The sequence below is a fragment of the Paenirhodobacter hankyongi genome (genome assembly GCF_003664585.1).
Taxonomy (GTDB): Bacteria; Pseudomonadota; Alphaproteobacteria; order Rhodobacterales; family Rhodobacteraceae; genus Rhodobacter; species Rhodobacter hankyongi.
The window spans coordinates 213,362-239,320 of record NZ_RCHI01000005.1 but is presented as its reverse complement, the minus strand read 5'-3'; the positions used below and the strand labels follow the sequence as shown (position 1 = coordinate 239,320).

The following is a 25,959-nucleotide window of genomic DNA, read 5'->3' as shown; positions in this document are numbered from 1 at the left end:
CGGGAGCTCGTGCCGTTCGGCCCCCCGAAAAGCCTGAACTCAGAGCCCCAGAAGCACGGTCGTGCCCTCGAGACGGACGGGGAAGGTGGCGGTGGCACCGCTGTCGGCGCCCTGCGCGGCGCCGGTCTCGAGCGAGATCACCCAGTTGTGCAGCGGGCAGGTGACGCAGCCGTCATGCACGATGCCCTGGCTCAGCGGCCCGTTGCGGTGCGGGCAGCGGTCCTCGAGCGCGAAGAGGCGGTCGTCGGCAGTGCGGAAGACGGCGATCGTCATGCGCCCGTTGCGCACGCAGCGCGCGCCCTGGCGCGGGATGTCGTCAAGCGTGCCGATCGCGGTCCAGGTGAGGGGGGTGGCTTGCGCGTTCATTCCGCGGCCTCCAGTTTGAGCGCCGCCATCGGCGCGAATTCATGGGAATACTTGCCCTCGACGCGCTCGGCCCAGGGGTCGATCTGCGCGAAGCGCTGGCTGTAGACGAAGCGGTCGTGCAGGGCGCGCCGCGCGGCGAGATCGTCGAAGACCACCGCCTTGACCTGGTCATAGCCAAGCCGCTTCGCCCATTTGTAGACGCGTTCAAGATAGAAGCCGGTTTCGCGGTAATACTGGGTGAGGGCGGCGATCACCTCGATCACCTCCTCCTCGGTCTTCACGAGGCCGAGTTCCGTCGTGCCCTGGATGTGCAGCCCCGCGGCGCCGCCGTAGACCACCTGATAGCCGCTGTCGACGCAGATCACCCCGATGTCCTTGCAGGTCGCCTCGGCGCAGTTGCGCGGGCAGCCGGTGACGGCAAGCTTGAGCTTGGCCGGCGTCCACGAGCCCCAGAGAAACTTCTCAAGCTTCACGCCCAGCCCGGTCGAATCCTGCGTGCCGAAGCGGCACCAGTCGGTGCCGACGCAGGTCTTCACCGTGCGCAGCCCCTTGGCATAGGCCGCGCCCGAGACCATGCCGGCGTCGTTCAGATCCTTCCAGACGCCGAGCAGGTCTTCCTTCTTCACGCCCAGAAGGTCGATGCGCTGGCCGCCGGTGAACTTCACCTCGGGGACGTCGTATTTCTCGGCGACATCGGCGATGGCGCGCAGCTCGGCCACCGAGGTCACGCCGCCCCAGATCCGCGGCACCACCGAATAGGTGCCGTCCTTCTGGATGTTGGCGTGCACGCGCTCGTTGATGAAGCGCGACTGCATGTCGTCCTCGTATTCGCCCGGCCAGTCGGCCATGAGGTAATAGTTCAGCGCCGGGCGGCATTTCGCGCAGCCTTCGGGGGTGCGCCATTCAAGCGCCTGCATCACCGCTGGGATCGACTTCAGCCCCTTCGCGCGGATCGCGCGGCGGATCGTGTCGTGGCCGTGATCGGTGCAGGCGCAGATGCCCTCGGCCTGTTGCGCATAGGCATCGCCGAGCACCGCCCGGATGACGTTCTCGACCGAGTTCGCACAGGTGCCGCAGGAGGCCGAGGCCTTGGTGGTGGCGCGCACCTCGGCCAGCGAGCTCAGCCCCTTTTCGGTGATCGCACGGACGATGGTGCCCTTGCAGATGCCGTTGCAACCGCAGATCTCGGCATCGTCTGGCAGCGCCGCCGCCGCCGCGACCGGGTCGAAGCTGCCGCCGCCCTGATGCCGCTCGCCGAAGATCAGCGTGTCGCGGATGTCGCTGACGTCGCGGCCCGATTTCAGCATCTCGTTGTACCAGCCGCCATCGGCAACATCGCCATAGAGCACCGCGCCGATCACCCGGCTGTCCTTCAGGATCACCCGCTTGTAGCTGCCGCGGCGGGCGTCGCGCAGGACGATGTCCTCGCGGCCCTCGCCCTCGCCGAACTCGCCCACCGAATAGAGGCTGACGCCGGTCACCTTCAGCTTGGTCGGCGTCTCCTGATGGCGGAAGCCCTCGACCTCGGCGCCAGCCAGCGCATGGGCGGCGATCCGCGCCATGTCGTAGAGCGGCGCGACGAGGCCATAGACCATGCCGCCGACCTCGGCACATTCGCCAAGCGCGAAGATGTCGGGGTCGTCGCTGCGCATCTGCGCGTCGGTGACGATGCCGCGGTTGACGGCCAGCCCCGCGTCGCGGGCGATCTGGGTGTTCGGCCGGATGCCGACCGCCATCACCACCAGATCGGCGCCGATCACCGTGCCGTCGGCGAGCTCGACGCCCTCGACCCGGTCGGCGCCGAGGATGGCCCTGGTGTTGGCGGCGCAGCGCACCGCGATGCCGCGGCCCTCGAGCTCGCGCTGCAGCAAATAGCCCGCCGCGGGGTCGAGCTGACGCTCCATCAGCGAGGGCATCAGGTGCAGCACGGTGACCTCCATGCCACGCGCCCGCAGCCCCGCCGCCGCTTCGAGGCCCAGAAGCCCGCCGCCGATCACCACCGCGCGCCCACCCGTTTCGGCCGCGGCGATCATCGCCGCGGTGTCGTCGAGGTCGCGATAGGCGACGACGCCCGGCAGATCGTGCCCCGGCACCGGGATGATGACAGGCGCCGAGCCGGTGGCGATGACGAGCTTGTCATAGGCCGCGACCGTGCCCTTGTCCGAGATCACCGCGCGACGCGCCCGATCGATCGAGACGACGCGTTCGCCCTTGTGGAGCGTGATGCCGTGCTCGGCATAGAAGCCGTCGCCGTGGATGATGATGTCGGCATAGCTCTTCTCGCCCGAAAGCACGGGGCTGAGCATGATGCGGTCGTAATTCACCCGCGGCTCGGCGTTGAAGATGGTGACCTCGTAGGCCGTGGTCAGCTCGAACAGATGTTCGAGCATCCGCCCCGGCGCCATGCCGTTGCCGATGATGACGAGTTTTTTCCTGATATCGCGCATGGCGGTCTCCTGGCGGAGGGCCGGCAGGGCCGGACCCGGGGCTGAGATCGGGAAGCGCGAGACGGCAACGGCGCTCCCACGACCGGAAAGGTTCCGAATCGAAGTCGCAGCCCCGTTGCTGCAGCCCTTGCGGGCGAAGATCGAGAACGCCGCGCCATTGCGGCAGGGGCGGGAGCCCGAGGCACCCGTCGATACATCAGCTATGACAGAGACATGTCACGGAACAAGCGCGATGCCGGGTTCGGCGACAGCGGCCGGGCGCCGGGCAGAAAAATGTTTTCCGCTTCGGCATTGAATCGTCAACCTGCTGATAAAATATGCAGGCATGAAATGGCGATGAACGGTTGCGACGCGCGAATCACTTTGCCTGCGGGACAGGCAGGCAAAGGGTGCCGCGGCGTCCGCAAGTGCAGAGATTGTCACAGATCAATTCTGCACCTGCGAAATCGTGCTAGAGTTCGTGCATTGGCTAACCTGAAGGAGGACAGTCATGCCACCGAAGACGACCACCTCGACGACCACCTTCACCTCCATGCTGAAGGCGCCGTCGGCCGACACCTGGACGATGTTCATGAAGCCGCAGGCTCGGATGGCCGAGTCGATGCTGAAGCACAACATCGAGATGCTGGAGTTTCTCAAGGCCCGCTTCGAGCGCGACCGCGAGATGCTCGACGAACTGGCCGATGCCGGCTCCCCCGCCGAAGCCATGGCGATGTGGCAGGGCTTCTGGCAGAAGATGCTGACCGATTATTCGGTCGAGACGAACAAGCTGGCCGCATCGGCCACCGAAATTGCCGAGCAGGCGATCCGCACCGCGACGGAGGAGGGCGCGGCGATGGTGTCGGCTGCCGGAGGCAAGACCAAGGACTGAGACGGACGCAACGGGCGGGCGCTGCCCGCCCCGAGACATAAGGAAACGCGATGACCACTACCCTCCGCAAGACGCGCGGCCAGCGCGTCAAATCCGACGCCCAGGTGTCGGACGAGATTCTGACCGCGGATGAAACGCCGGCGGCGAAGCCCGCCCCGCGGTCGAGGACCAAGGCGGCAAAGCCCGCCACCCCGGTCGAGGCGCCGATGGCGCAGCTCCCGGTTCCCGTGGTGACGAGCAGCGGGATCGCGGGCGATACGCCCGAGAAGCGCGCAGCCGAGGAATCCTTCCGCAAGCTCGATCATTACGTGCACGCGCTGATGGGCAAGGCCGAGGGCGGGTTGTCGCCGCTCGCGCTGTCGCTCGCCTGGGCCGACTGGGCCTCGCATCTGGCGATCAGCCCCGGCAAGCAGGCCGAGCTTGCCTGGAAATCGGCGCGCAAGGCACAGCGTCTGGCCGCCGAGGTGATGTGCCAGATGGGCGGCGTCGCGAATGACGGCACCCCCTGTGTCGAGCCGCTGAAGCAGGACCGCCGCTTTGCCGGCCCGGAATGGTCGAAGCTGCCCTTCTCCTACTGGTCGCAAAGCTTCCTGCTCGCCCAGCAATGGTGGGCGAAAGCCACGACCGACGTTCCCGGCGTCGAGAAGAAGCACGAGAAGCTGGTCGAATTCTATGGCCGGCAGATGCTCGACATGTTCGCCCCGTCGAACTTCCTCGCCACCAACCCGCAGCTGATCGCGCGCACGATCGAGGAGGGCGGGCGTAACCTGGTGCGCGGCGCGCAGTATTTCGCCGAGGATCTGGTGAAGAAGGCGACCGGTCAGGAAGAGATGGCCGATGTCTTCGTGCCGGGGCGCGAGGTCGCGGCGACGCCGGGCAAGGTGGTGTTCCGCAACCGGCTGATCGAGCTTTTGCAATACTCGCCGACGACCGAGGTCACGCATCCGGTGCCGCTGCTGATCGTGCCGGCCTGGATCATGAAGTATTACATCCTCGACCTGACGAAGCAGGAATCGCTGATCAACTGGCTGGTGGGCCAGGGCTTCACCGTCTTCTGCATCAGCTGGAAGAACCCCGACGAGGAGGACCGCGATCTCGGCTTCGACGATTACCGCAAGCTGGGCGTGATGGCGGCGATCGACGCGGTGACGGCGATCACCGGCTCGGACAAGGTGCATGGCCTCGGCTATTGCCTTGGCGGCACGCTGCTGTCGGTCACCGCGGCGACGATGGCGCGCGACGGCGACGAGCGGCTGGCGACGCTGACGATGCTGGCGGCGCAGGTCGACTTCACCGAGGCGGGCGAGCTGAGCCTGTTCACCAGCGAGGACCAGCTCGCGCTTCTCGAGGACATGATGTGGGAGGAGGGCTATCTCGACAAGGAAGCGATGGCCGGCACCTTCTCGATGCTGAAGTCGCAAGACCTCGTGTGGTCGCACATGGTGCGCGAATACATGATGGGCGAGCGCGAGACGGCCTCGTCGCTGGGCGCCTGGTCGAAGGACGCCACCCGGATGCCCTACAAGATGCATTCGGAATACCTGCGCAAGCTGTTCCTGAACAACGATCTGGCCGATGGCCGGATGGAATCGGGCGGCGGGCACATCTTCTTGCAGGACATCAAGGCGCCGGTCTTCGCCGTGGCGACCGAGCATGACCACATCGCGCCTTGGAACTCGGTGTTCAAGCTGACCTACCTGATGCACGGCGACGTGACCTTTGCGCTGGTCTCGGGCGGGCACAACACCGGCATCGTCGCTCCTCCGGGCAGCCCGCGGGCGAAATACCGGATGATGACGCACGAGCCGGGCCGGGCGCATCCCGGGCCGAAGGAATGGGCGGCGAGCGTGCCGAAGGTTCCGGGCTCGTGGTGGCAGCCCTGGGCCGACTGGCTGCGCGAGACGCAGGGGATCGAGGATGGCGCACCGCCGCCGATGGGCAACGAGGAGGCGGGTTATGCTCCGCTCGCCGATGCCCCCGGCACCTATGTGATGGTGCGCTGAGCCCCCGCTGAACTGGAAAACCCCTCGCCTCGGCGAGGGGTTTTTCTGTGTGCGGGTCTCGACATCCGGGGCCGGGCGGTCAGGCGGCGCGGCCCTTCCAGATCCAGCCGCCGCCCAGGATGCGGGTGCCGCCGGTCTCGTAGAAGACGCAGGCCTGGCCGGGGCTGACGCCCTCCTCGGGGTCGAGCAGCTCGACCTCGGCCTCGGTTGCGCTCAGCGGCCGCACGATCGCTTCGCGCGGCGGCCGGGTCGAGCGGACCTTGACCGAGACGTGCCATTCCGGCCGCGCGGTCAGCGGCTCGTCGCCCAGCCAGTTGATCTCGCGCACCGGGATGATGCGGGTGGCAAGCGCCTCCTTCGGGCCGACGATCACCCGCCGCGTCCCGGGATCGAGCTTGACGACGTAAAGTGGCTCGCCGCCGCCGATGCCAAGGCCGCGGCGCTGGCCGATGGTGTAGTGGATCACGCCGCGATGCGTGCCCAGCACCTTGCCCGACAGATCGACGATCTCGCCCGGATCGGCGGCGCCCGGGCGCAGCTTCTCGATCACGCTCGCGTAGCTGCCGTTCGGCACGAAGCAGATGTCCTGGCTGTCGGGCTTGTCGGCGACCGGCAGGCCGTATTTCGCGGCGAGCGCCCGGGTCTCGGCCTTCGAGGCGAGATGACCGAGCGGGAAGCGCAGGAAGGCCAGCTGTTCGGGCGTGGTCGAAAACAGGAAATAGCTCTGGTCGCGGTTCGGATCCGCCGCGCAATGGAGTTCCGGCCCGTTCGGGCCCATCCGGCGCTGGATGTAATGGCCGGTCGCCATGCAATCGGCCTCGAGATCCTTCGCGGTCTCGAGCAGATCCTTGAACTTCACCCGTTCGTTGCAGCGGATGCAGGGCACCGGGGTGGCGCCGGCCAGATAGGCATCGGCGAATTCCTCGATCACCGCCTCGCGGAAGGTGTTCTCGTAATCGAGCACGTAATGCGGAAAGCCCATCGTCTCGGCGACGCGGCGGGCGTCGTGGATGTCCTGTCCGGCACAGCACGCGCCCTTTTTCGCCAGCGCGGCGCCATGGTCGTAAAGCTGCAGCGTCACGCCCACGACATCATAGCCTTCCTCGGCCAGCATCGCGGCCACCACCGAGCTGTCGACGCCACCCGACATCGCCACCACGACTCGCGTCTCGGCGGGGGGCTTCGGCAGGCCGAGCGAGTTCAGCGGCATGTCGTCAGGCAAATCCTTGCTCATTTCGAGGGTCCTTTAACCAGACCCGCAGAAATATAGGAAAAACCGCTGCGGTCACAACCCTTGGCTTCACCCGTCGTTAAGACCGTGGGCTCATGGTAGGGGCCGCAAGATTTCGGGGACGGAAGGTCGGAGGGGAGAGCCATGTATCTGAAGAAAGTCGATGGCCCACGTTCGGTCACCTTGCCAGACGGCACCATCCTGACGCGCGCGGACCTGCCGCCGAAGGATACGCGCCGATGGGTGGCTTCGCGCAAGGCTGTGCTGGTGCAGGCGGTTGCCTATGGGTTGATTCCCCGCGCGGAGGTTCTGCAACGCTATGAACTCTCCGACGAGGAGTTCGATCTTTGGACGGAAGCAGTGCAAAAACACGGGGTTGCGGGGCTGAAAGTAACGGCGATCCAGAAATACAGACAACTTTAGGTTGCGCAACGGCAAAAAGATGCAACAGTAAGGAGGTGTTAACCACTTGATGCGAGTCTCGAGAGCGATCGAGGGACGAATGCGGAGGACTGACGATGCGGATCTTGCTGGTAGAGGATGACCCCACGACCTCGCGCAGCATCGAGCTCATGCTGACCCATGCGAACCTGAACGTGTATTGCACGGATCTGGGCGAGGAGGGAATCGACCTTGCCAAGCTCTATGACTATGACCTGATCCTGCTCGATCTGAACCTGCCCGACATCAACGGGCTCGAGGTGCTGCGCCAGCTGCGCCTTGCCCGTGTGGACACGCCGATCCTGATCCTGACGGGTGCCGATGACACCGAGAACAAGATCAAGGGCTTCGGCTTCGGCGCCGATGATTACATGACGAAACCCTTCCACCGCGAGGAGCTGATCGCGCGCATTCACGCGATCATCCGCCGCTCGAAGGGCCATTCGCAATCGGTGATCCGCACCGGCAAGATCGCGGTCAACCTCGATGCGAAGACGGTCGAGGCGGGTGGGCGCCCGGTGCATCTGACCGGCAAGGAATACCAGATGCTCGAACTGCTCAGCCTGCGCAAGGGCACCACCCTGACCAAGGAGATGTTCCTCAACCATCTCTATGGCGGCATGGACGAGCCTGAACTCAAGATCATCGACGTCTTCATCTGCAAGCTGCGCAAGAAACTGTCGGAAGTGACCGACGGAGAAAACTATATCGAGACAGTCTGGGGCCGCGGCTATGTGTTGCGCGACCCCGATCACGGCGCGATCGGCAGTCGCGTCGCCATGGGGGCCTGAGGCTCTGGACGCTTCCCTCGGCTGACCCTATGGATTGGGGCAGCCGAGAGGGACGAAGATGACGGACGAAAAGCCCGCGATCGAAGAACTGACCCATGCGCAGGCGGCCGCCGAGCTGCCTGCGCTCGTTGCCGGCATCGAGGCCGCGAACACCGCCTATCACACGCTGGACGCGCCCGAGATCTCGGATGCCGACTATGACGCGCTGAAGAATCGCCTGCGGGCGATCGAGGCGCGCTTCCCCGACCTTGCCCGGCCCGACAGCCCGACGCAGAAGGTCGGTGGCGCGGTGGCCGAGGGCTTTGGCAAGATCACCCATGCGGTGCCGATGCTCAGCCTCGAGAACGGCTTCACCGATGACGACATCCGCGACTTCGACGGCCGGGTGCGCAATTATCTGGGCCTTGGTCCCGAGGCACCGCTGACCTATACCGCCGAGCCGAAGATCGACGGGCTGTCGCTTGCGCTGCTCTATGAAAAGGGCGTGCTGATCCAGGCCGCGACCCGCGGCGACGGCGAGGTCGGCGAGAACGTCACCGAGAATGCCCGCACCATCAAGGACATCCCGCAACGGCTTGAAAACGCGCCAGATGTTCTGGAAGTGCGCGGCGAGGTCTACATGAGCCACGCCGATTTCGAGGCGCTGAACGCGCGGCAGGAGGCGGCGGGAGAAAAGACCTTCGCCAACCCGCGCAACGCCGCCGCGGGATCGCTGCGCCAGCTTGACGCGCGCATCACCGCGGCGCGCTCGCTGCATTTCTTCGCCTATGCCTGGGGCGCGCATTCCGAACCCGTGGCCGAGACGCAGAGCGCGGCGATGGAACGCTTCCGCGCGCTCGGCTTCACCGTCAACCCGCTCACCGTGCTGTGCGACGGGCCCGAGGCGATGCTCGCCCATTACCGCGCCATCGAGGCACAGCGCGCCACGCTCGGCTATGACATCGACGGCGTCGTCTACAAGGTGAACGACCTCGCGTTGCAGCGTCGGCTTGGCTATCGCTCGACCACGCCCCGCTGGGCGATCGCGCACAAGTTCCCGGCCCAGACCGCCTGGACCCGGCTCGAGAAGATCGAGATCCAGGTCGGCCGCACCGGCGCGCTCAGCCCGGTGGCGCGACTGACGCCGGTCACCGTGGGCGGTGTCGTGGTCTCGAACGCGACGCTGCACAACGAGGATTACATCGCCGGCCGCAATTCCTTCGGCGAGGAGATCCGCGGCGGCAAGGACATCCGCGAGGGGGACTGGGTGCAGGTCTACCGCGCAGGCGACGTGATCCCGAAGGTGGCCGATGTCGACCTGAGCCGGAGGCCCGAGGGCGCCGCGCGCTATGTCTTCCCCGAGATCTGCCCCGAATGCGGCTCGCCCGCGATCCGCGAGGAGGGCGACGCGGTGCGCCGCTGCACCGGCGGGCTGATCTGCCCGGCGCAGGCCATCGAGAAGCTGCGCCACTTCGTCTCGCGCGGCGCCTTCGACATCGAGGGGCTGGGCGCGAAGCAGATCGAGGCCTTCTACCGCGACGGCTGGATCCGCGAACCGGCTGACATCTTCGCGCTGGAAGAGCGGTACGGTTCGGGCCTGCGGCAGCTGAAGAACCGCGACGGCTGGGGCGAGAAATCGGCGCAGAACCTGTTCGACGCGATCAGGGAGCGCCGCCGCATCCCGCTCGACCGGCTGATCTTCGCGCTTGGCATCCGCCATTGCGGCGAGGCGGCGGCGAAGGACGTGGCGCAGCATTACGGCCGCTGGGAGGCGATGGCCGAGGCGCTCGACCGGGCCCGCCCGGCGGCCCTTGCACAGCGTGCGGCCGATGCGGCCGAGGAGGCCGAACGGGCAACGGCGCAGGCCGAGGGCCGCCGGGCGCGCATCACCGAGGCGCGCAACGCGGCGATTGCAGCCCTTGATGTGCCGGATGACGCCACCACCGCCTGGGCTGACCTTGTCGCCACCGACGGCATCGGCCCGGTGCTCGCGTTGTCGCTCTCGGACGCTTTCGCGAACCCCGAGGAGCGCTTGGCCATCGACCGGCTGGTGGCACAGCTGACCATCCTGCCGCCGCCCGCCAAGGCCGCGAGCGGCGCCATCGCCGGCAAGACCCTCGTCTTCACCGGCACGCTCGAGAAGATGACGCGGGCCGAGGCGAAGGCGCGGGCCGAGGCGCTTGGCGCCAAGGTGGCGGGCTCGGTCTCGGCCAAGACCGATCTGGTCATCGCGGGCCCGGGCGCGGGCTCGAAGGCCGCGAAGGCCGCCGAGCTTGGCATCGAGGTGATCGACGAGGACGCCTGGCTCGCGCTGGCGCAGGGCACATGAGCGGCCGCCCCGCGGTTCTCTTTCCGCTGTTTGCCGGGCTCGAGACGCTGCCCGGCATCGGCGCCAAGACCGCGGCGGCGCTCGCGCAGCTCGATATTGCGCGGCCGCGCGACGTGCTTTTCGCGCTGCCGCATTCGGTCATCGACCGCACGCCCTTGCGCACGATCCGCGAGGCGGTGCCGCCCGCCATCGTCACCGTCGAGGTCACCATCGACGCCCATGTGCCGGCGCGGCGCAAGGGCGGACCGTCGCGGGTGCTGGTGCATGATGCCGAGGCGGAATTCGCGCTGGTCTTCTTCCACGCCCGCGGCGATTTCCTGGAACGGCAGCTGCCCATCGGCGCGCGCCGCCTCGTCTCGGGCAAGCTCGAGCTTTTCGACGGCAGCGCGCAGATGGTCCACCCCGATCACCTGTTGCCGCCCGAAGAGGCCGGCAAGCTGCCGCGCTTCGAGCCGGTCTATCCCCTTGGCGCCGGGGTGACGCAGCGGGTGATGGCGAAGGCGGCCGAGGGGGCGCTGGCCCGTCTGCCCGATCTCTCCGAATGGATCGACCCGGCGCTTCGCGCGCGAGAGGGCTGGCCGGGCTGGGCCGAGGCGCTGCGCACCGCCCATGCACCGACCTCGCTTGCCGACACCGCGCCCACCACGCCCGCGCGCACGCGTCTCGCCTATGACGAGTTCTTCGCCCATCAGATGACGCTGGCGCTCGCCCGGCGGATGCAGCGGCGCGGCAAGGGGCGGGCAAGCCTGGGCGACGGCCGGTTGCGGGCCCGCGTGCTTGCCGCGCTGCCCTACCGGCCGACCGGCGCGCAGACCCGCGCGGTCGAGGAGATCACCGCCGACATGGCCTCCGAGCGGCGGATGAACCGGCTGCTGCAAGGCGATGTCGGCTCCGGCAAGACGCTCGTGGCGCTGCTCGCGCTGCTCGCCGTGGTCGAGGCGGGCGGGCAGGGGGTGATGATGGCCCCGACCGAGATCCTCGCCCGTCAGCACCACGAGGGGCTGGTCGAGCTGGCCAGGGCCGCGGGGGTGCGCCTTGCGCTGCTCACCGGGCGCGACAAGGGGGCGGAGCGGGCGGCGAAGCTGGCCGATCTCGCCGAGGGCCGCATCCACATCCTGATCGGCACTCATGCCGTCTTCCAGAAGGACGTCGTCTTTCACGACCTGCGGCTTGTGATCGTCGACGAGCAGCACCGTTTCGGCGTCGCGCAGCGGATGGAGCTGGGCGCCAAGGGGCAGGCGGCCGACGTGCTGGTGATGACCGCAACGCCGATCCCGCGCTCGCTCGCGCTTGCCCAATACGGCGACATGGACGTGAGCCTGCTCGACGAGAAGCCGCCCGGGCGCACGCCGGTGCAGACCGCGCTGATCTCGACCGCGCGGATCGACGAGGTGGTCGCGCATCTGCGCCGCGCCGTGGCCGAGGGGCGGCAGGCCTATTGGGTCTGCCCGCTGGTCGAGGAGAGCGAGCGCGTCGATCTGACCGCCGCCGAGGACCGCTTCCTCGCGCTGCGCGCGGCGCTTGGCGAGGGGGTGGTGGGGCTCGTCCACGGCCAGATGCCGCCTGCGGACAAGGACGCGGCGATGGCCGATTTCGTCGCCGGCCGCACCCGGGTTCTGGTGGCGACCACGGTGATCGAGGTCGGCGTGAACGTGCCCGCGGCCTCGATCATGGTGATCGAGCGGGCCGAGACCTTCGGCCTGGCGCAGCTGCACCAGCTGCGCGGCCGGGTCGGCCGGGGCGCGGCCGCCTCGACCTGCCTGTTGCTCTACCAGCCGCCGCTGTCGGAAAGCGGCGAGCGGCGCCTGGCGATCCTGCGCGAGAGCGAAGACGGTTTCCGCATCGCCGAGGAAGACCTTGCGATGCGCGGCGCAGGTGACGTGATCGGCACCGCACAATCGGGCCTGCCACGCTTTCGCATCGCTGATTTCGAGCGTCAGGCCGGGCTGATGGCGCTTGCGCAAAGCGATGCGCGCACGCTTCTGGCCCGCGACCCCGATCTTGCCAGCGAGCGCGGGCAGGCGGTGCGGGTCTTCCTGTGGCTGATGGAACAGGACCGCGCGATCCGGCTGATCGACGTCGGTTGAGAAATGTTCTCAAAAAGTTCTTTACTTGCGGAACGGGATATGAGAACAAAATAGCAACAGGAACGAAAGGAGTACGGAATGCGCAAGGATCTGAATGCCACCCTCGGCCGTCTGCCGAACACTCTGCTGCACGACGCCCTGGGCGCCCTTTCGCTCTGCGTGACTTTTGTCGCGGTTCTCTATCTGCCCGGGCTGTTCTGAGCCCGGCCCTGTTCACTGCCTCGCGCTTTCGCTGCCGCCTCTGTCCCCGATGTGCGGCCGCCTGTCCAAAGAGGGGTTCCGCCCCCCGAAAGCGCTCCTGCGCCGTCATCTTCGGATGGCGGCGTTTTTTTATCTCGACTGGGAAAGGGGATCAGGCGGCCTTCGCCGCCGCGTCAAGCGCCTCGAGCGTCGCCTCGGGGGCGAGCAGGATCGAGGCGTGGCGGTTCGGATAGTCGCGCGCGGCCTGCAGCACTTCGTATTCGCCGAAGGGCGCGGCCGGCACCGGCCCGCCTGTCAGCATCGCCGCCAGCGCATCGCGCAACGCCGCCACCTCGTCACGCGTGCGCCCGATCACCGCCGCGCCGAAGATCGCGGCCGAGGCCTGACCAAGTGCGCAGGCATGCACCTGCTGGCTGTAGCCGGTGATCCGCCCGTCCTTCAGCGTCAGCGAAACGGCCACGGTCGAGCCGCAGAGCGGCGCGCGCTTGCGGGCGCTTGCATCCGGGGTGGCGAGCGGCTCGGTAAAGGGGATGTCGGCCGCCAGCGCCAGAATGCGCTGCGAATAGAGCTTGAACAGATCGGCGTCGCTCATGGCTTTTCCCCCGGGGTTGCGCAGGTTAGATAGGACGCCACAACGCGCAAGGAAAGCCCGATGAGTTTCGACACCGCCACGCTGAAATACGACGCCAACGGCCTGATCCCGGCAATCGCGCAGGACGCGGCGACCGGGGATGTGCTGATGATGGCCTGGATGAACGCCGAAAGCCTCGCGCGCACGCTCGAGACCGGGCAGGTGACCTATTGGTCGCGCTCGCGCCAGGGGTTCTGGGCGAAGGGCGAAAGCTCGGGCCACGTGCAGCGGCTGGTCGAGCTGCGCATCGACTGCGACCGTGATTGCCTGCTGCTGTTGGTCGACCAGACCGGCCCGGCCTGTCACACCAACCGCCGCTCGTGCTTCTACACCGCGCTGCGCCAGGGCGACGAGGTCGAGATCCTGAAGCCGATGGCGTAAGTCTAAAGCCCGACCAGACGGCGGATATCGGCCGGGGTCGCCCCCTCGGCCCGGTATTTCGCCAGGGCCCGGGCATCGTCGCGCTTCGCCAGACGCTTGCCATTCTCGTCGCGGATCAACTTGTGATGACAATAGGTTGGCACCGGAAGCTCAAGCAGTTTCTGAAGCGTGACATGGATCGCCGTCGCCTCGAACAGGTCTTCGCCGCGGGTCACGAGGGTGACGCCCTGCGCCGCATCGTCGAGCACCACCGACAAGTGATACGAGGTGCCCATATCGCGCCGCGCCAGCACCACGTCGCCCACCTCGCGGATCATCCGCTCGGGCGTGATCGCATGGATGCCGCGGTATTTCTCGCCGATTTCAGTGAAGGAACAGGCGGTTGCAGCGCGATCCATATAGAGCCGCAGCGCCGCGTCGGGCAGCGGTTCGCCGGGCTTCGGCGCGCACGTCAGCCGGCAGGTGCCCGGATAGACGATCCCGTCAGGGCCGAGCGGCACGCCTTCCTGCGGCGCCGAGGCTGCGGCCTCGATGTCCCGGCGGCTGCAGGAGCAGGCGAAGAGGAAGCCGGAATTCCACAGCTTTTCAAGGCAGTCGCGATAGACCTTCAGGCGCTCTGACTGGCGCATCACCGGCCCGTCCCAGCTCAGCCCGAGCCAGCGCAGATCGTCCAGGATCTGCGCTTCCCACTCGGGCTTGGAACGCTGCCGGTCGATGTCCTCGATCCGCAGCAGGAACTGCCCGCCGGCGGCGCGCGCCATGTCATGGGCCAGGATCGCGCTATAGGCATGGCCCAGATGCAGCGGCCCGGTCGGCGAGGGCGCGAACCGGGTGATCATCTCAGCCCTGCGCCGCAAGCCAATGCGTGAACAGCTCTTTCGCCCGGTCGGTATAGCCCTTGTAGCGGTCCTTGCGGCCCTTGCGGCCGCCGCGGGCTTCCTCGAGCGGCGGGAAGAGGCCGAAGTTCACGTTCATCGGCTGGAAGCTTTTCGCCTCGGCGCCGCCGGTGATGTGGTTCACCAGACTGCCCATGGCGGTTTCGGGCGCGGGCGGCGGCAGGCAGCCGCCCTTGATCTCGGCCGCGGCCATGCGGCCGGCCAGAAGCCCCATCGCCGCGCTTTCGACATAGCCCTCGACGCCGGTGATCTGCCCGGCAAAACGCAGGTTCGGCCGCAGCTTCAGCCGCATCTGGTCGTCAAGCAACGTCGGCGAGTTGATGAAAGTGTTGCGATGAATCCCGCCAAGGCGCGCGAAACTGGCGTTCTGCAGCCCAGGAATCATCTTGAATACAGAGGATTGCGCACCGTACTTCATCTTCGTCTGGAAGCCGACGATGTTGTAGAGCGTGCCGAGCGCATTGTCGCGGCGCAGCTGCACCACGGCATAGGCCTTTTCCTCGGGCTTGTGCGCGTTGGTCAGGCCGACGGGCTTCATCGGCCCGTGGCGCAGCGTCTCGCGGCCGCGCTCGGCCATCACCTCGATCGGCAGGCAACCGTCGAAGTACCCCGCCGTCTCGCCTTCGTGGAACTCGGTCTTCTCGGCGGCGAGCAGCGCGTCGATGAAGGCCTCGTATTCGGCCTTGGTCATCGGGCAGTTGATATAGGCGGTGCGCTCTTCCTCGGTCTCGCCCTTGTCGTAGCGGCTTTGCCGCCAGGCGATGTCCATGTCGATCGTCTCGGCATAGACGATCGGCGCGATCGCGTCGAAGAAGGCCAGGCTCTCGGCCCCGGTGGTGGTGCGGATGCTTTCGGCGAGTGCGCCCGAGGTCAGCGGCCCGGTGGCGACGATCCAGTGGCCCGAGGCGGGCAGCTCGGTGACTTCATCCTCGGCGAAGGAGATCAGCGGGTGCGACCGCAGCGCCGCCGTCACCGCCTGCGAGAACGCCTCGCGGTCGACGGCCAGGGCGCCGCCGGCGGGCAGGGAATGGCGGTCGGCGGTGGTCATGATCAGCCCGCCCGCGGCGCGCATTTCCCAATGCAGCAGGCCCACGGCGTTGCGCTCGTCATCATCCGAGCGGAACGAGTTCGAACAGACCATTTCGGCAAAATCGCCGCTCTGATGCGCGAAGGTGGCGACCTTGGGCCGCATCTCGTGCAGCACGACGGGAACGCCAGCCTGCGCGGCCTGCCAGGCGGCTTCCGATCCGGCCATGCCGCCGCCGATGATGTGAAGTGTCTCGCTCATGGGGTCCGTTTACGGTGGCTTGCGGAAAAAGGAAAGCGCCCTCGCGGGGAGGGCGCCGCAGACGCCCCCGGAGGGGCGTCAAGGTGCAGGGGCTCAGAGCCCGGGCAGGAAGTCCTGCAGGCCACGGCCACCGAAGGTCACGCCGTTGTTGTTGCCGAAGGTGGCTTTCACGCCGACGCCGACAAAGCTTTCGGCCGGCATGCCGTCGCCGTCGTAGAAGCCGAGTTCACCCGTGGCCATCAGGCCGGGGGAGATCTGGTAATCGGCGGTGCCGCTGATGCGGTAGTTGTCGTTACCCTGACCATGGACGACGTCGAAGCGACCGCCGAGGCCGAGCTGCTGGTTCACTTCATAGCCGCCGCGCAGGGTGATGCCGTTGGCGTTCTTGCCCATGCTGTCGAAGTGGGTGAACGCCGCCTCGTAGGAGATGTTGTTCACCTTGTTGGCGAATTCGAGGCCGTAATAGACCACGTCCTGATTGTCGAGCCAGTCGTGACCGACAAAGGCACCCGCCGCCATTTCGCCGGTCGGGCGATAGCTGCCGTGCAGGGTGAAGGTGGTGCCATCCCAGTTGGTCAGCCCGTAGTAGCGCTGCGACAGGTCGGCCTGCGCGGTGAACTGCGGCGCGAAGGCGTATTCGAGCGCGCCACCGAGCGTGGCCTTGTTCATGTCATTCGCGTCGGCATCGGCGAAGGTCGAGTAGTGGAACCCGACCTCGGCACCGGTCACCTCGGCCATGCCGGTCTGCGGCAGCAGCCCGGCTGCGCAAAGCGCGAGAAGAAGTTTTTTCTGCATCATGCACCTCATCAATAGCCCCCTTCAGGGGGTCATGCTTCACTGTCGTCATCGCCCTGATCGGCGATGCGGGCGACCGAGACGACTTCCTCGTCGGCCCCCGTGTTGAACACTCGCACACCGCCCGCGGAACGGGACCGGAACGAGATCCCCGCCACCGGGCAGCGGATCGACTGCCCGGTCGAGGTGGCCAGCATCACCTGGTCATTCGCTTCGACCGGGAAGGAGGCGACAAGGTCGCCGGTCCGGTCGCTCATCTTGAAGGCGCCCACGCCCTGGCCGCCACGGCCGCGCACGGGATAATCGTGGCTCGACGAGATCTTGCCGGCGCCCTTGACGGTGATCGTCAGGATCAGGTTCTGCGCCGCGCGCATCTCGGCATAGCGCTCGTCGGACAGCATGCCTTCGCCCGCCTCGACGGTTTCTTCCTCGGCCTCGACCTCGACCGCCTCTTCCTCGCCGGCCTCGGCGCCCATCTCGGCGCGGAAGCGCTTGAGGAAGGCGGCCCGTTCCCAGGGCTCGGCCTCGAAGTGGTGGATCACCGACATCGAGACGACCTTGTCGCCCTCGGCCAGACGCACGCCGCGCACGCCGGTGGAGGAGCGGCCCTTGAAGACGCGCACCTCGGTCACCGGGAAGCGGATCGCGCGGCCCGAGGCGGTGACGAGCATGATGTCGTCATCTTCCGAGCACATGCGGGTGTCGACGAGGGTCACGCCCTCGGGCAGTTCCATCGCGCGCTTGCCGTTGCGCATCACCTTGGCGAAGTCGCTCAGCGCGTTGCGGCGCACATCGCCATCGGAGGTCGCGAAGAAGACCTGATAGTCGTCCCATTCCTCCTCGGGCGCGTCGACCGGCATCAGCGCGGCGATCGAGACGCCCTGCGGGATCGGCAGGATGTTGACGATCGCCTTGCCCTTCGAGGTGCGGCCCGCCAGCGGCAGGCGCCAGCACTTCAGGCTGTAGACCATGCCGTCGGTGGTGAAGAACAGAAGCTGCGTATGGGTGTTGGCGACGAAGAGGGTGGTGACGACGTCGTCTTCCTTCGTCGCCATCGAGGCGAGCCCCTTGCCACCGCGGCGTTGCGCGCGGAACTCGACCAGCGGCGTGCGCTTGATGTAGCCGCCCGAGGTGATGGTGACGACCATGTCCTCGCGCTCGATCAGGTCCTCGTCGTCGAGGTCGCCCGCCCAATCGACGATCTCGGTGCGGCGCGGCACGGCGAACTGGTCCTTCACCTCGCGCAGCTCGGCCGAGATGATGCTCATGATCCGCTCGCGCGAGCCGAGGATCTCGAGATAGTCGCGGATCTTTGCCGCGAGATCGGCAAGCTCGTCGGTGACTTCCTTGACGCCGAGCTGGGTCAGGCGCTGCAGGCGCAGGTCGAGAATGGCGCGGGCCTGGATCTCGGAGAGGTTGTAGGTCCCGTCCTCGTTCATCTCATGAAGCGGATCGTCGATCAGCCGGATGTATCCGGCGATCTCATGCGCCGGCCAGCGCCGGGTCATCAGCTTCTCGCGCGCCTCGGCGGCATCAGTCGAGGCGCGGATCGTCGCGACGACCTCGTCGACGTTCGACACTGCGACGGCGAGACCGCACAGGACGTGGCTGCGCTCGCGCGCCTTGCGCAGCTCGTAGGCCGTGCGGCGTGCCACCACTTCTTCGCGGAAAGTGATGAAATGGGTGAGGAAATCGCGCAGCGTCAGCTGTTCGGGCTTGCCGCCGTTCAGCGCCAGCATGTTGCAGCCGAAGGAGGTCTGCAGCGGCGTGAAGCGGTAAAGCTGGTTCAGCACGACATCGGGCGTCGCGTCACGCTTCAGCTCGATCACCACCCGCACGCCGACCCGGTCGGATTCGTCGGCGATATGGGCGATGCCCTCGAGCCGCTTGTCGCGCACGAGCTCGGCGATCTTCTCGATCATCGCCGCCTTGTTCACCTGATAGGGAATGTCGTCGACGATGATCGCGTGGCGGTCCTTGCGGATCTCCTCGATCCGGGTCTTGGCGCGGATGATGACCGAGCCGCGGCCTTCGAGATAGGCCTTGCGGATGCCGCCGCGGCCCATGATCTGCGCCCCCGTCGGGAAGTCGGGGCCGGGCACGATCTGCATCAGCGCCTCGGTCGACATGTCGGGGGTCTCGATCAGCGCGAGCGTGGCATCGACCACTTCGCCCAGGTTGTGCGGCGGGATGTTCGTCGCCATGCCGACCGCGATGCCGCCCGCGCCGTTGACCAGCATGTTCGGGAAGCGCGCCGGAAGGACAGTCGGTTCCTTGTCCTTGCCGTCGTAGTTGTCCTGGAAGTCGACGGTGTCCTTCTCGATATCGGCAAGCATGAAGGCCGAGGGCTTGTCCATGCGCACTTCGGTGTAACGCATCGCCGCGGCGCTGTCGCCGTCCATCGAGCCGAAGTTGCCCTGACCGTCGAGCAGCGGCAGCGACATCGAGAAGTCCTGCGCCATGCGCACCAGCGCGTCATAGATCGCCGCGTCGCCATGGGGGTGATACTTACCCATGACGTCGCCGACCGGACGGGCCGATTTGCGATAGGGCTTGTCCGAGGTGTTGCCGGTCTCGTGCATCGCATAGAGGATACGCCGGTGCACCGGCTTCAGACCGTCGCGCAGATCGGGGATCGCGCGGGACACGATCACGCTCATCGCGTAATCGAGATAGGCGGTCTTCATCTCCTCGGCGATCGAGACGGTGGGGCCGTCGTAAAGAGGCCGCTTCGGGCCGTCGTCGAGAGTTTCCGGCGTTTCGGGAGTATCGGTCACGCGCGTCTTCTTCTTCTAGATCTTGTTGGCGGTCTTATAGCCGATCCAACGGTTTGGGTGCAATCTCGAAGCGTCGGGACAAGCCGCGGGCGGCGGATTCGAGTATTTTTGCCAAGAAAAAGCCCAAGGACACGCCCGGATGGAAACCGGCGCGGCTCAGGCGGTGGCGCGGGCCTTGAGGAAGGCCCAGACCCAGATCCCGGCGAAGACGAGCGAGCCGACCGCGTTCAGGTTCGCCATGGTGATGCCGAAGATCTCCCAGCTGATCTCGTCGCAGCGCACCAGCGGCGCGGCCTGGATCTGCGCCAGAAGGTCCTGCGCCGACATGCCGCCCACCGGGTTCGAGGTGCAGGCGTCGGGGCCGGCGAAGATGTGCCGTTCGACCCCCGAATGGTAGAAGCCGATCACCGAGGTGGTGAGCGCGGCAAGCGCGCCCAGAAGCGACAGCCCCATCGGCAGGCGGAACAGCAGCATCGCCGCGCCGAGAAGGGCGGCGAACAGATGCGGCCAGCGCTGCTCGATGCAGAGCTCGCAAGGGGCGTAGCCGATCGCCTGGAAGATCAGCGCGCCGACCAGCACCGCGGCAGAGCCGAAGGCGGCGAGGCCGACGAGGCGGCGGGGGGTGAGAAGCTCGAGCATCACAGATACCTCAGGGCGTAGAAACCGCCGATCAGCAGCACGACGAAGGCGGTGAAGAGCAGACCGAGCCAGCGCTCGATGAAGTCGCGGATCGGGGCACCGAAGCGCCACAGCAGGCCGGCGACGACGAAGAAGCGCAGCGCCCGGGCAAGCACCGAGACGCCGATGAAGAGGAACAGGTCGAGATGCGTCGCCCCCGAGAAGATGGTGATCACCTTGTACGGGAAGGGGGTGACGCCGGCGACCAGCACCGCCCATCCGCCATAGGCATTGAAGCGCACAGCCAGTTCGTCGAAGGCGGACGCCTTGCCGTAGAATTCAAGGATCGCCATTCCCAGCGTGTCCATGAAACCATAGCCGATCGCATAGCCGAGACAGCCACCGAGCACCGAGGCGATCGTCGCAACGAAGGCGATCTTCCACGCCTTTTCGCGCGCGGCCAGCACCATCGGGATCATCAGCACATCGGGCGGGATCGGAAACACCGAGCTTTCGATGAAAGCCACCGCCGCCAGCGCCCACATCGCGCGCGGATGGCCGGCAAGGCCCATCGTCCAGTCATAAAGCCGTCGGATCATCTGCGCCTCGTTTCCGTTTCCCGATCTCTCGCCGCTCTGCGGCGCAAGGTCAAGCTTCCGCGCATGGATTTGCGTTGTGCCGGGGGAACCCGACCCGCTACTCTCGCGCTTGTGACCAGTGGAGGGCGTGCAATGAAGTGGCAGGGACGGCGCGGCAGCCGCTACATCGAGGATCGGCGCGGCGCCTCGGGCAGTCCGGTGGGGCTGCGCGGGGTGGGCGGGCTCGGTGTGCTCGCGGTCGTCCTCGTCGGCTGGTATTTCGGCGTCGACCTGACGCCCTTGCTCGATCAGGGCGGGCAGGGGCCGTCGGTGCAGACCTCGGGCACGCTCAGCGAGGAAGACCAGCAGATGGGGGATTTCGTCTCGGTGACGCTTGCCGATACCGAGGAGGTCTGGGCGAAGATCTTCACCGACGAGCTGGGCCGCACCTATCACCCGGCGACGCTGGTGCTCTACAGCGAGGTGACGCAATCGCCCTGCGGCACGGCCTCGGGGGCGACCGGGCCGTTCTATTGCCCGAGCGACAAGAAGGTCTACCTCGACACCGCCTTCTTCACCACGCTGTCGCGCGACCTTGGCGCCTCGGGCGATTTCGCCGCGGCCTATGTGGTGGCGCACGAGATCGGACACCATGTGCAGGACGAGCTGGGCGTGCTGACGAAGGTGAATGCGCTGCGCGCGAAGGCGGGCGAGGCCGAGAGTAACGCGCTTTCGGTGCGCACCGAGCTGCAGGCCGATTGCCTGGCCGGCATCTGGGCCTTCCACGCCGAGGAGCAGTTCGGCGCGATCGAGCGCGGCGACATTGCCGAGGCGATGAACGCCGCCGAGCGGATCGGCGACGACACGCTTCAGCGCAACGCCGGCCGCCGGCCGATGCCCGACAGCTTCACCCACGGCACCTCGGCGCAGCGCCAGCGCTGGTTCGAGACCGGCTATGAAAGCGGCAACATCTCGCATTGCGACACCTTCACGGTGGCCGAGCCCTGAACCGGGGCGGACGGGCGCGGCAAGCCCCTTGCCAGCCGCCCGGCCGCCCGCTACACGGGCAGGAACTGGCCCGAGTGGCGGAATGGTAGACGCAGGGGATTCAAAATCCTCCGCCGCAAGGCGTGCGAGTTCGAGTCTCGCCTCGGGCACCAGTTGAAATCCCACAGTTAAATCGTTCCATTCCGTGCCGTCGCGCCTGTCGACCGCAGGCAGTTCCCGCAGGCGCTTCCCACGGTCATGTTTCGGTCTTGTTCCGTTCCATCATCGTCATCGCCGATGTCGACAGCCGCCTTCGATTCGCCCGGGACCGCGACAGTGACCGGCTCCCGTTCCGGCCGCGGGGCACCCGCAGGATGCGGCAGCCGTCTTGCGATCCGCATGGCGCAGGCGGGGGCCGGCTGTGCTAAGACCGCCTGCGGGGATCGACCGTCCGAGTCGCCCCCGGCCGAAGGTCATCCCGGATCGCGGCCCGCCGCCTCGCCGTGGAAAAGGAAATGAAATGAGCCTCTTCGAACGCTGGCTGACCCTTTGGGTGGCGCTGTGCATCCTCTCCGGCCTGGTGCTCGGCAATCTGCTGCCCGGGGTCTTCGGCGCGCTCGCCGGTCTCGAATATGCCTCGGTCAACCTGGTCGTCGCGGTGCTGATCTGGGCGATGGTCTATCCGATGATGATCGCGATCGACTTCGGATCGCTCAGGGACGTCGGGCGCAAGCCGAAGGGACTGATCATCACGCTGGTGGTGAACTGGCTGATCAAGCCCTTCACCATGGCTGCTCTGGGCGTGCTGTTCTTCCATCATCTCTACGTCGGGCTGATCGATCCGGCGAAGGCGTCGGACTACATCGCCGGGCTGATCCTGCTTGGCGCGGCGCCCTGCACGGCAATGGTCTTCGTCTGGTCGCAGCTGACCCGGGGCGATCCGAACTACACCCTCGTGCAGGTGTCGGTGAACGATCTGGTGATGGTGGTCGCCTTCGCGCCGATCGTCGCCTTCCTGCTGGGGGTGACCGAGGTCAACGTGCCCTGGGCGACGCTGATCCTGTCGGTCATTCTCTACATCGTCATCCCGCTGATCGCCGGGGCAGCGACACGGCAGACGCTTCTGGCCCGGGGCGGCGCGGCGGCCGTCCGGGAGTTCACCGCGCGGATCAAGCCGGCCTCGGCCGTGGGGCTGCTGCTGACCGTGGTGTTGCTGTTCGGCTTCCAGGGGCAGGTGATCCTTGCGCAGCCGCTGCTGATCGCGCTGATCGCCGTGCCGATCCTGCTCCAGTCCTACGGCATCTTCGCCCTCGGCTATGTCTGGGCCTGGGCGTGGCGCCTGCCGCACAAGGTGGCCGCCCCCTGCGCGCTGATCGGCACCTCCAACTTCTTCGAGCTGGCGGTGGCGGTGGCGATCGGCCTCTTCGGTCTGAACTCCGGCGCGGCGCTTGCCACCGTGGTGGGCGTTCTGGTCGAGGTGCCGGTGATGCTGTCGCTGGTCGCCTTTGCCAACCGCACCCGTGACCGGTTCGCGTCATAGCGGCGCCGACCGGGCGCAATCCCGGTCGGCGCCAAGGTCAGGCCGCTAGCGCAGGTAGGTCGCGGCGAGCCAGAGCAGGCCCGCCATGCCACCCACCGTGGCGATCCAGCTGAGCAGCACCGTCCGGCCCTGCGGCGGATGGACCCGCGGTGTCGGGGCGCCGCAGGCGCAGGTCATCTGGCCATCGGGAATGGGCCGACCGCAGGCAGGGCAGAGCGTCTTGGTCATCGGGGCAGCCTCGCGATGCGGGGCCGGGTCAGGCCGGGACGGCCGGTGTGAAAAGGCATGAGGATTTCCGTGATTGCATGAACCATGCGCCCGGGACCGAAGTGACGAGCGCGCAGGCCCCCCGGCGCGGTGAGACACGGCCGGGCGGCGGATTTCTCGGGATCGTTTCAGGCCGTCAGCGGCGGCGCCCGCGAGGCGGGACGCACCGGCGGCAAGGCCGGCAGCACGCCGGGGGTGTCGCCGCTCCACTCCGCAACGCGCCACGAGACCGCAACCGGCACGGGCGCCCCCGCGGGCGGCATCCCGACCGGGGGGACGGGGGAGGCGGGCAGCGGCGCCTTGCCCGGACGGGTGAAGCGCAGCTCGCCGGGAAGGGCCACATATTGCGCGGCCTTCGCGGCGAAGAACGGGCTTTCGGAGGGCGCAAGCCGCCCCGCCCCGGGCCCCCAGCACAGGACAAGCAGCACGATGACGCCCAGAACCGCGCGCAGAAGGCGCGCAGGACGGTCGGATCGCAAGGAGGCGGCCAGTGGCTTCATCCGCTCAGGATACCGGCAGGAGGGGCGCGACGCAATCAGCCGAGCCGCGCCCCCCTCTCTTTCTCGGCGCCCCAAAAGAAAAAGGGCCGGAGGTTTCCCTCCGACCCTTCCCGTTCGCGCCCTTTCCCGGGGGCGCGACAGCGGTGACGGCTCAGGCCGCCTGTTCCTTGTTGGCCTCGCGCAGCCAGCCCAGAACGGTTTCCGGCGAGGAGACGCCGTAGGGGTCCTCGGGGCAGTTGTCCATCAGGCCGGGTTCCTCGAACCAGGCCTCGACCACGCCGTTGTTCACCACGGCCGCATAGCGCCACGAGCGCAGACCGAAGCCCAGGTTGTCCTTGCGCACCAGCATGCCGACGCGGCGGGTGAACTCGCCCGAGCCGTCCGGGATCACGGTGACGTTCTCGAGCCCCTGGGCCTTGGCCCACTGGTTCATCACGAAGCTGTCGTTGACCGAGAGGCAATAGATCGCGTCGATCCCCTCGGCGGCGAAATCGCCGAAGCCCTTCTCGTAGCCCGGCAGCTGGTAGGTCGAGCAGGTGGGGGTGAAGGCGCCCGGCAGCGCGAACAGCACGACGCGCTTGCCCGCGAAGTAATCGGCGGTGGTCTTGTCCTCCCAGCGGAACGGGTTCGGGCCGCCGACGCTCTCGTCGCGGACACGGGTGTGGAAGGTGACTTCGGGAAGCTTGGCACCAGCCTGCATGGGACTCTCCTGTCTGGAAATTTCTGGAATCGTTCTAAGCCAAGGCCAGTCCCGTCACAATGGCTGACCTTGCACTTGCAGCGAAAAATGCGGCGCCGCGGCGGGGGCGCCGGAAAAACGGGCGCAAGGCGGGGAGGGGACTGACGCGCGCGGAAATTGCATTGCGGCCGCTTTCGCCTTATGTGGAGGGCAACCCCGATCGGAAAGGATATCCCCGATGCGCGACCTGAAACTTCCCGGCCAGCGTCACCCCGAGAAGGCGCATCGCCCCGATCATGCGCAACCGAAGAAGCCGGACTGGATCCGGGTCAAGGCGCCGACCTCGCAGGGCTACAAGGACACGCGCGAGATCCTGAAGTCGAACAAGCTGGTCACCGTCTGCGAAGAGGCGGGCTGTCCGAATGTCGGCGAATGCTGGAGCCAGGGCCACGCCACGATGATGATCATGGGCGAGGTCTGCACCCGCGGCTGTTCCTTCTGCAACGTCGCGACCGGCCGGCCCGATGCGCTTGATGTGTTCGAACCCGGCCGCGTCGCCCATGCGGTGCAGACGCTGGGCCTGAAGCATGTCGTCATCACCTCGGTCGACCGCGACGATCTCGAGGATGGCGGGGCCGAGCATTTCGCCCAGACAATCCGCGCCGTGCGTCACCGCGCACCCGACACCACGATCGAGATCCTGACCCCCGACTTCCTGAAATGCCGCCCCGAGGCGCTGGAAAAGGTGGTCGAGGCGCGTCCCGACGTGTTCAACCACAATCTCGAGACGGTGCCCGGCCTCTATCCCGAGGTGCGCCCCGGCGCGCGCTACTTCCACTCGCTGCGCCTGCTGCAGCGGGTGAAGGAGCTCGATCCCGCGATGTTCACCAAATCGGGGATCATGGTCGGGCTGGGCGAGAGCGCGATGGAGGTGAAGCAGGTGATGGACGACATGCGGGCCGCCGACATCGACTTCCTGACCATCGGCCAATATCTGCAGCCGACGCCGAAGCACCACGCCGTCGACCGTTTCGTGACGCCCGACGAGTTCAAGGAGTACGAGCGCGCCGCCTATGGCAAGGGCTTCCTGATGGTCTCGGCAACGCCGCTGACCCGCTCGAGCTATCACGCCGGCGACGACTTCGCCCGGCTGCGCGCCGCCCGTCTCGAGAAGCTCGGCCGCGCCTGAGCCGGCCGCCGGTTTCCGCCCCGGGCAAGGCCGGAGCCGGGCGGCGTGCACGGCAGGGTTACCAAAACGTGATTCGGCGTGAGCCGG

The 25,959-nt window shown here is 67.2% G+C and carries 24 protein-coding genes and 1 tRNA gene; 12 read left to right on the top strand and 13 right to left on the bottom strand.

What is annotated here, in order from left to right; all coding sequences use genetic code 11:
• Positions 1-39: 39 nt before the first annotated feature.
• Together nirD and nirB are read right to left on the bottom strand one after the other, a co-directional pair.
• Entirely contained in the window at positions 40-366 is a 327-nt protein-coding gene (nirD, locus tag DYS74_RS07550) for a nitrite reductase small subunit NirD (RefSeq protein ID WP_121532448.1), read from the bottom strand.
• Entirely contained in the window at positions 363-2,813 is a 2,451-nt protein-coding gene (nirB, locus tag DYS74_RS07545; RefSeq protein ID WP_121532446.1) for a nitrite reductase large subunit NirB, read from the bottom strand. Before nirB ends, nirD begins: the two co-directional genes overlap by 4 nt.
• A 490-nt stretch (positions 2,814-3,303) precedes the next feature.
• Here nirB and DYS74_RS07540 point away from each other — a divergent pair, with 490 nt between their 5' ends.
• A complete protein-coding gene (locus DYS74_RS07540; RefSeq protein WP_121532444.1) occupies positions 3,304-3,684 on the top strand; it encodes a phasin family protein in 381 nt (126 codons plus the stop codon).
• A gap of 50 nt (positions 3,685-3,734) precedes the next feature.
• Positions 3,735-5,687, top strand: a complete 1,953-nt coding sequence (locus tag DYS74_RS07535; RefSeq protein WP_121532442.1) for a PHA/PHB synthase family protein — start codon at positions 3,735-3,737, stop codon at positions 5,685-5,687.
• A gap of 79 nt (positions 5,688-5,766) precedes the next feature.
• On the opposite strand, the gene mnmA is transcribed toward DYS74_RS07535, so the two are convergent.
• Positions 5,767-6,921 carry a tRNA 2-thiouridine(34) synthase MnmA gene (gene mnmA, locus DYS74_RS07530; RefSeq protein WP_394342943.1) on the bottom strand — a complete coding sequence of 385 codons (1,155 nt, stop codon included), beginning with the start codon at positions 6,919-6,921 and terminating at the stop codon, positions 5,767-5,769.
• A 141-nt stretch (positions 6,922-7,062) separates the two neighbouring features.
• On the opposite strand from mnmA, the gene sciP reads away from it, so the two are divergent.
• From sciP to DYS74_RS19035, 5 genes are all read left to right on the top strand, one after another.
• On the top strand, positions 7,063-7,341 hold the full coding sequence (gene sciP, locus DYS74_RS07525) for a CtrA inhibitor SciP (RefSeq protein ID WP_121532440.1): 279 nt from the start codon (positions 7,063-7,065) through the stop codon (positions 7,339-7,341).
• 95 nt (positions 7,342-7,436) lie between these two features.
• Positions 7,437-8,150, top strand: coding sequence for a response regulator transcription factor CtrA (ctrA, locus tag DYS74_RS07520; protein WP_121532438.1), 714 nt, complete (start codon positions 7,437-7,439; stop codon positions 8,148-8,150).
• 58 nt (positions 8,151-8,208) lie between these two features.
• Positions 8,209-10,458 (top strand): NAD-dependent DNA ligase LigA, encoded by a 2,250-nt coding sequence (gene ligA / locus DYS74_RS07515; protein ID WP_121532436.1) that lies wholly within the window; start codon positions 8,209-8,211, stop codon positions 10,456-10,458.
• Entirely contained in the window at positions 10,455-12,545 is a 2,091-nt protein-coding gene (gene recG / locus DYS74_RS07510) for an ATP-dependent DNA helicase RecG (protein WP_121532434.1), read from the top strand. The genes ligA and recG overlap by 4 nt, the downstream gene beginning before the upstream one ends.
• Positions 12,546-12,623: 78 nt before the next feature.
• Positions 12,624-12,746, top strand: coding sequence for a hypothetical protein (locus tag DYS74_RS19035; protein ID WP_281272457.1), 123 nt, complete (start codon positions 12,624-12,626; stop codon positions 12,744-12,746).
• A gap of 151 nt (positions 12,747-12,897) precedes the next feature.
• Here DYS74_RS19035 and DYS74_RS07505 read toward each other — a convergent pair whose 3' ends face one another.
• Positions 12,898-13,338: an iron-sulfur cluster assembly scaffold protein gene (locus DYS74_RS07505; protein WP_121532432.1), complete on the bottom strand. Its 441-nt coding sequence runs from the start codon at positions 13,336-13,338 to the stop codon at positions 12,898-12,900.
• Positions 13,339-13,398: 60 nt separating this feature from the next.
• Between DYS74_RS07505 and hisI the strand changes: the two genes are divergently transcribed.
• Positions 13,399-13,758, top strand: a complete 360-nt coding sequence (gene hisI, locus DYS74_RS07500) for a phosphoribosyl-AMP cyclohydrolase (RefSeq protein WP_121532430.1) — start codon at positions 13,399-13,401, stop codon at positions 13,756-13,758.
• 2 nt (positions 13,759-13,760) lie between these two features.
• On the opposite strand, the gene gluQRS is transcribed toward hisI, so the two are convergent.
• From gluQRS to DYS74_RS07470, 6 genes are all read right to left on the bottom strand, one after another.
• Positions 13,761-14,597 (bottom strand): tRNA glutamyl-Q(34) synthetase GluQRS, encoded by an 837-nt coding sequence (gluQRS, locus tag DYS74_RS07495; protein ID WP_121532428.1) that lies wholly within the window; start codon positions 14,595-14,597, stop codon positions 13,761-13,763.
• Between the two features lies 1 nt (position 14,598).
• Entirely contained in the window at positions 14,599-15,942 is a 1,344-nt protein-coding gene (trmFO, locus tag DYS74_RS07490; protein WP_121532426.1) for a methylenetetrahydrofolate--tRNA-(uracil(54)-C(5))-methyltransferase (FADH(2)-oxidizing) TrmFO, read from the bottom strand.
• Positions 15,943-16,035: 93 nt separating this feature from the next.
• The gene (locus DYS74_RS07485) at positions 16,036-16,737 is read right to left on the bottom strand and encodes a hypothetical protein (RefSeq protein WP_147435467.1); all 702 of its coding nucleotides are present in this window, start codon (positions 16,735-16,737) and stop codon (positions 16,036-16,038) included.
• A 32-nt stretch (positions 16,738-16,769) separates the two neighbouring features.
• Positions 16,770-19,514 carry a DNA gyrase subunit A gene (gene gyrA / locus DYS74_RS07480; protein ID WP_121532422.1) on the bottom strand — a complete coding sequence of 915 codons (2,745 nt, stop codon included), beginning with the start codon at positions 19,512-19,514 and terminating at the stop codon, positions 16,770-16,772.
• A gap of 156 nt (positions 19,515-19,670) precedes the next feature.
• Positions 19,671-20,153, bottom strand: coding sequence for a disulfide bond formation protein B (locus DYS74_RS07475; protein WP_121532420.1), 483 nt, complete (start codon positions 20,151-20,153; stop codon positions 19,671-19,673).
• Positions 20,153-20,731: a YqaA family protein gene (locus tag DYS74_RS07470; protein WP_121532418.1), complete on the bottom strand. Its 579-nt coding sequence runs from the start codon at positions 20,729-20,731 to the stop codon at positions 20,153-20,155. The genes DYS74_RS07475 and DYS74_RS07470 overlap by 1 nt, the downstream gene beginning before the upstream one ends.
• 132 nt (positions 20,732-20,863) lie before the next feature.
• Here DYS74_RS07470 and ypfJ point away from each other — a divergent pair, with 132 nt between their 5' ends.
• The 3 genes from ypfJ to arsB all read left to right on the top strand — a co-directional run bounded on the left by ypfJ (position 20,864) and on the right by arsB (position 23,237).
• Positions 20,864-21,718: a KPN_02809 family neutral zinc metallopeptidase gene (gene ypfJ / locus DYS74_RS07465; protein WP_121532416.1), complete on the top strand. Its 855-nt coding sequence runs from the start codon at positions 20,864-20,866 to the stop codon at positions 21,716-21,718.
• A gap of 68 nt (positions 21,719-21,786) precedes the next feature.
• Positions 21,787-21,870, top strand: a tRNA-Leu gene (locus DYS74_RS07460).
• A 347-nt stretch (positions 21,871-22,217) separates the two neighbouring features.
• Positions 22,218-23,237 carry an ACR3 family arsenite efflux transporter gene (arsB, locus tag DYS74_RS07455; RefSeq protein ID WP_121532415.1) on the top strand — a complete coding sequence of 340 codons (1,020 nt, stop codon included), beginning with the start codon at positions 22,218-22,220 and terminating at the stop codon, positions 23,235-23,237.
• Positions 23,238-23,282: 45 nt separating this feature from the next.
• On the opposite strand, the gene DYS74_RS07450 is transcribed toward arsB, so the two are convergent.
• The 3 genes from DYS74_RS07450 to DYS74_RS07440 form a co-directional block, all read right to left on the bottom strand.
• Positions 23,283-23,465 (bottom strand): hypothetical protein, encoded by a 183-nt coding sequence (locus tag DYS74_RS07450; protein ID WP_121532413.1) that lies wholly within the window; start codon positions 23,463-23,465, stop codon positions 23,283-23,285.
• A gap of 167 nt (positions 23,466-23,632) precedes the next feature.
• Complete coding sequence (locus DYS74_RS07445) at positions 23,633-24,004, bottom strand: hypothetical protein (RefSeq protein ID WP_121532412.1); 372 nt, start codon at positions 24,002-24,004, stop codon at positions 23,633-23,635.
• Positions 24,005-24,155: 151 nt separating this feature from the next.
• A complete protein-coding gene (locus DYS74_RS07440; RefSeq protein ID WP_121532410.1) occupies positions 24,156-24,704 on the bottom strand; it encodes a peroxiredoxin in 549 nt (182 codons plus the stop codon).
• A gap of 217 nt (positions 24,705-24,921) precedes the next feature.
• Between DYS74_RS07440 and lipA the strand changes: the two genes are divergently transcribed.
• Entirely contained in the window at positions 24,922-25,872 is a 951-nt protein-coding gene (gene lipA / locus DYS74_RS07435) for a lipoyl synthase (RefSeq protein ID WP_121532408.1), read from the top strand.
• The last annotated feature ends 87 nt before the right edge of the window (positions 25,873-25,959 follow it).

Coding starts and splice junctions, on each gene's coding strand:
- nirD (WP_121532448.1), bottom strand. CDS start 366: ATGAACGCGCAAGCCACCCCCCTCACCTGGACCGCGATCGGCACGCTT.
- nirB (WP_121532446.1), bottom strand. CDS start 2,813: ATGCGCGATATCAGGAAAAAACTCGTCATCATCGGCAACGGCATGGCG.
- DYS74_RS07540 (WP_121532444.1), top strand. CDS start 3,304: ATGCCACCGAAGACGACCACCTCGACGACCACCTTCACCTCCATGCTG.
- DYS74_RS07535 (WP_121532442.1), top strand. CDS start 3,735: ATGACCACTACCCTCCGCAAGACGCGCGGCCAGCGCGTCAAATCCGAC.
- mnmA (WP_394342943.1), bottom strand. CDS start 6,921: ATGAGCAAGGATTTGCCTGACGACATGCCGCTGAACTCGCTCGGCCTG.
- sciP (WP_121532440.1), top strand. CDS start 7,063: ATGTATCTGAAGAAAGTCGATGGCCCACGTTCGGTCACCTTGCCAGAC.
- ctrA (WP_121532438.1), top strand. CDS start 7,437: ATGCGGATCTTGCTGGTAGAGGATGACCCCACGACCTCGCGCAGCATC.
- ligA (WP_121532436.1), top strand. CDS start 8,209: ATGACGGACGAAAAGCCCGCGATCGAAGAACTGACCCATGCGCAGGCG.
- recG (WP_121532434.1), top strand. CDS start 10,455: ATGAGCGGCCGCCCCGCGGTTCTCTTTCCGCTGTTTGCCGGGCTCGAG.
- DYS74_RS19035 (WP_281272457.1), top strand. CDS start 12,624: ATGCGCAAGGATCTGAATGCCACCCTCGGCCGTCTGCCGAACACTCTG.
- DYS74_RS07505 (WP_121532432.1), bottom strand. CDS start 13,338: ATGAGCGACGCCGATCTGTTCAAGCTCTATTCGCAGCGCATTCTGGCG.
- hisI (WP_121532430.1), top strand. CDS start 13,399: ATGAGTTTCGACACCGCCACGCTGAAATACGACGCCAACGGCCTGATC.
- gluQRS (WP_121532428.1), bottom strand. CDS start 14,597: ATGATCACCCGGTTCGCGCCCTCGCCGACCGGGCCGCTGCATCTGGGC.
- trmFO (WP_121532426.1), bottom strand. CDS start 15,942: ATGAGCGAGACACTTCACATCATCGGCGGCGGCATGGCCGGATCGGAA.
- DYS74_RS07485 (WP_147435467.1), bottom strand. CDS start 16,737: ATGCAGAAAAAACTTCTTCTCGCGCTTTGCGCAGCCGGGCTGCTGCCG.
- DYS74_RS07475 (WP_121532420.1), bottom strand. CDS start 20,153: ATGCTCGAGCTTCTCACCCCCCGCCGCCTCGTCGGCCTCGCCGCCTTC.
- DYS74_RS07470 (WP_121532418.1), bottom strand. CDS start 20,731: ATGATCCGACGGCTTTATGACTGGACGATGGGCCTTGCCGGCCATCCG.
- ypfJ (WP_121532416.1), top strand. CDS start 20,864: ATGAAGTGGCAGGGACGGCGCGGCAGCCGCTACATCGAGGATCGGCGC.
- arsB (WP_121532415.1), top strand. CDS start 22,218: ATGAGCCTCTTCGAACGCTGGCTGACCCTTTGGGTGGCGCTGTGCATC.
- DYS74_RS07450 (WP_121532413.1), bottom strand. CDS start 23,465: ATGACCAAGACGCTCTGCCCTGCCTGCGGTCGGCCCATTCCCGATGGC.
- DYS74_RS07445 (WP_121532412.1), bottom strand. CDS start 24,004: ATGAAGCCACTGGCCGCCTCCTTGCGATCCGACCGTCCTGCGCGCCTT.
- DYS74_RS07440 (WP_121532410.1), bottom strand. CDS start 24,704: ATGCAGGCTGGTGCCAAGCTTCCCGAAGTCACCTTCCACACCCGTGTC.
- lipA (WP_121532408.1), top strand. CDS start 24,922: ATGCGCGACCTGAAACTTCCCGGCCAGCGTCACCCCGAGAAGGCGCAT.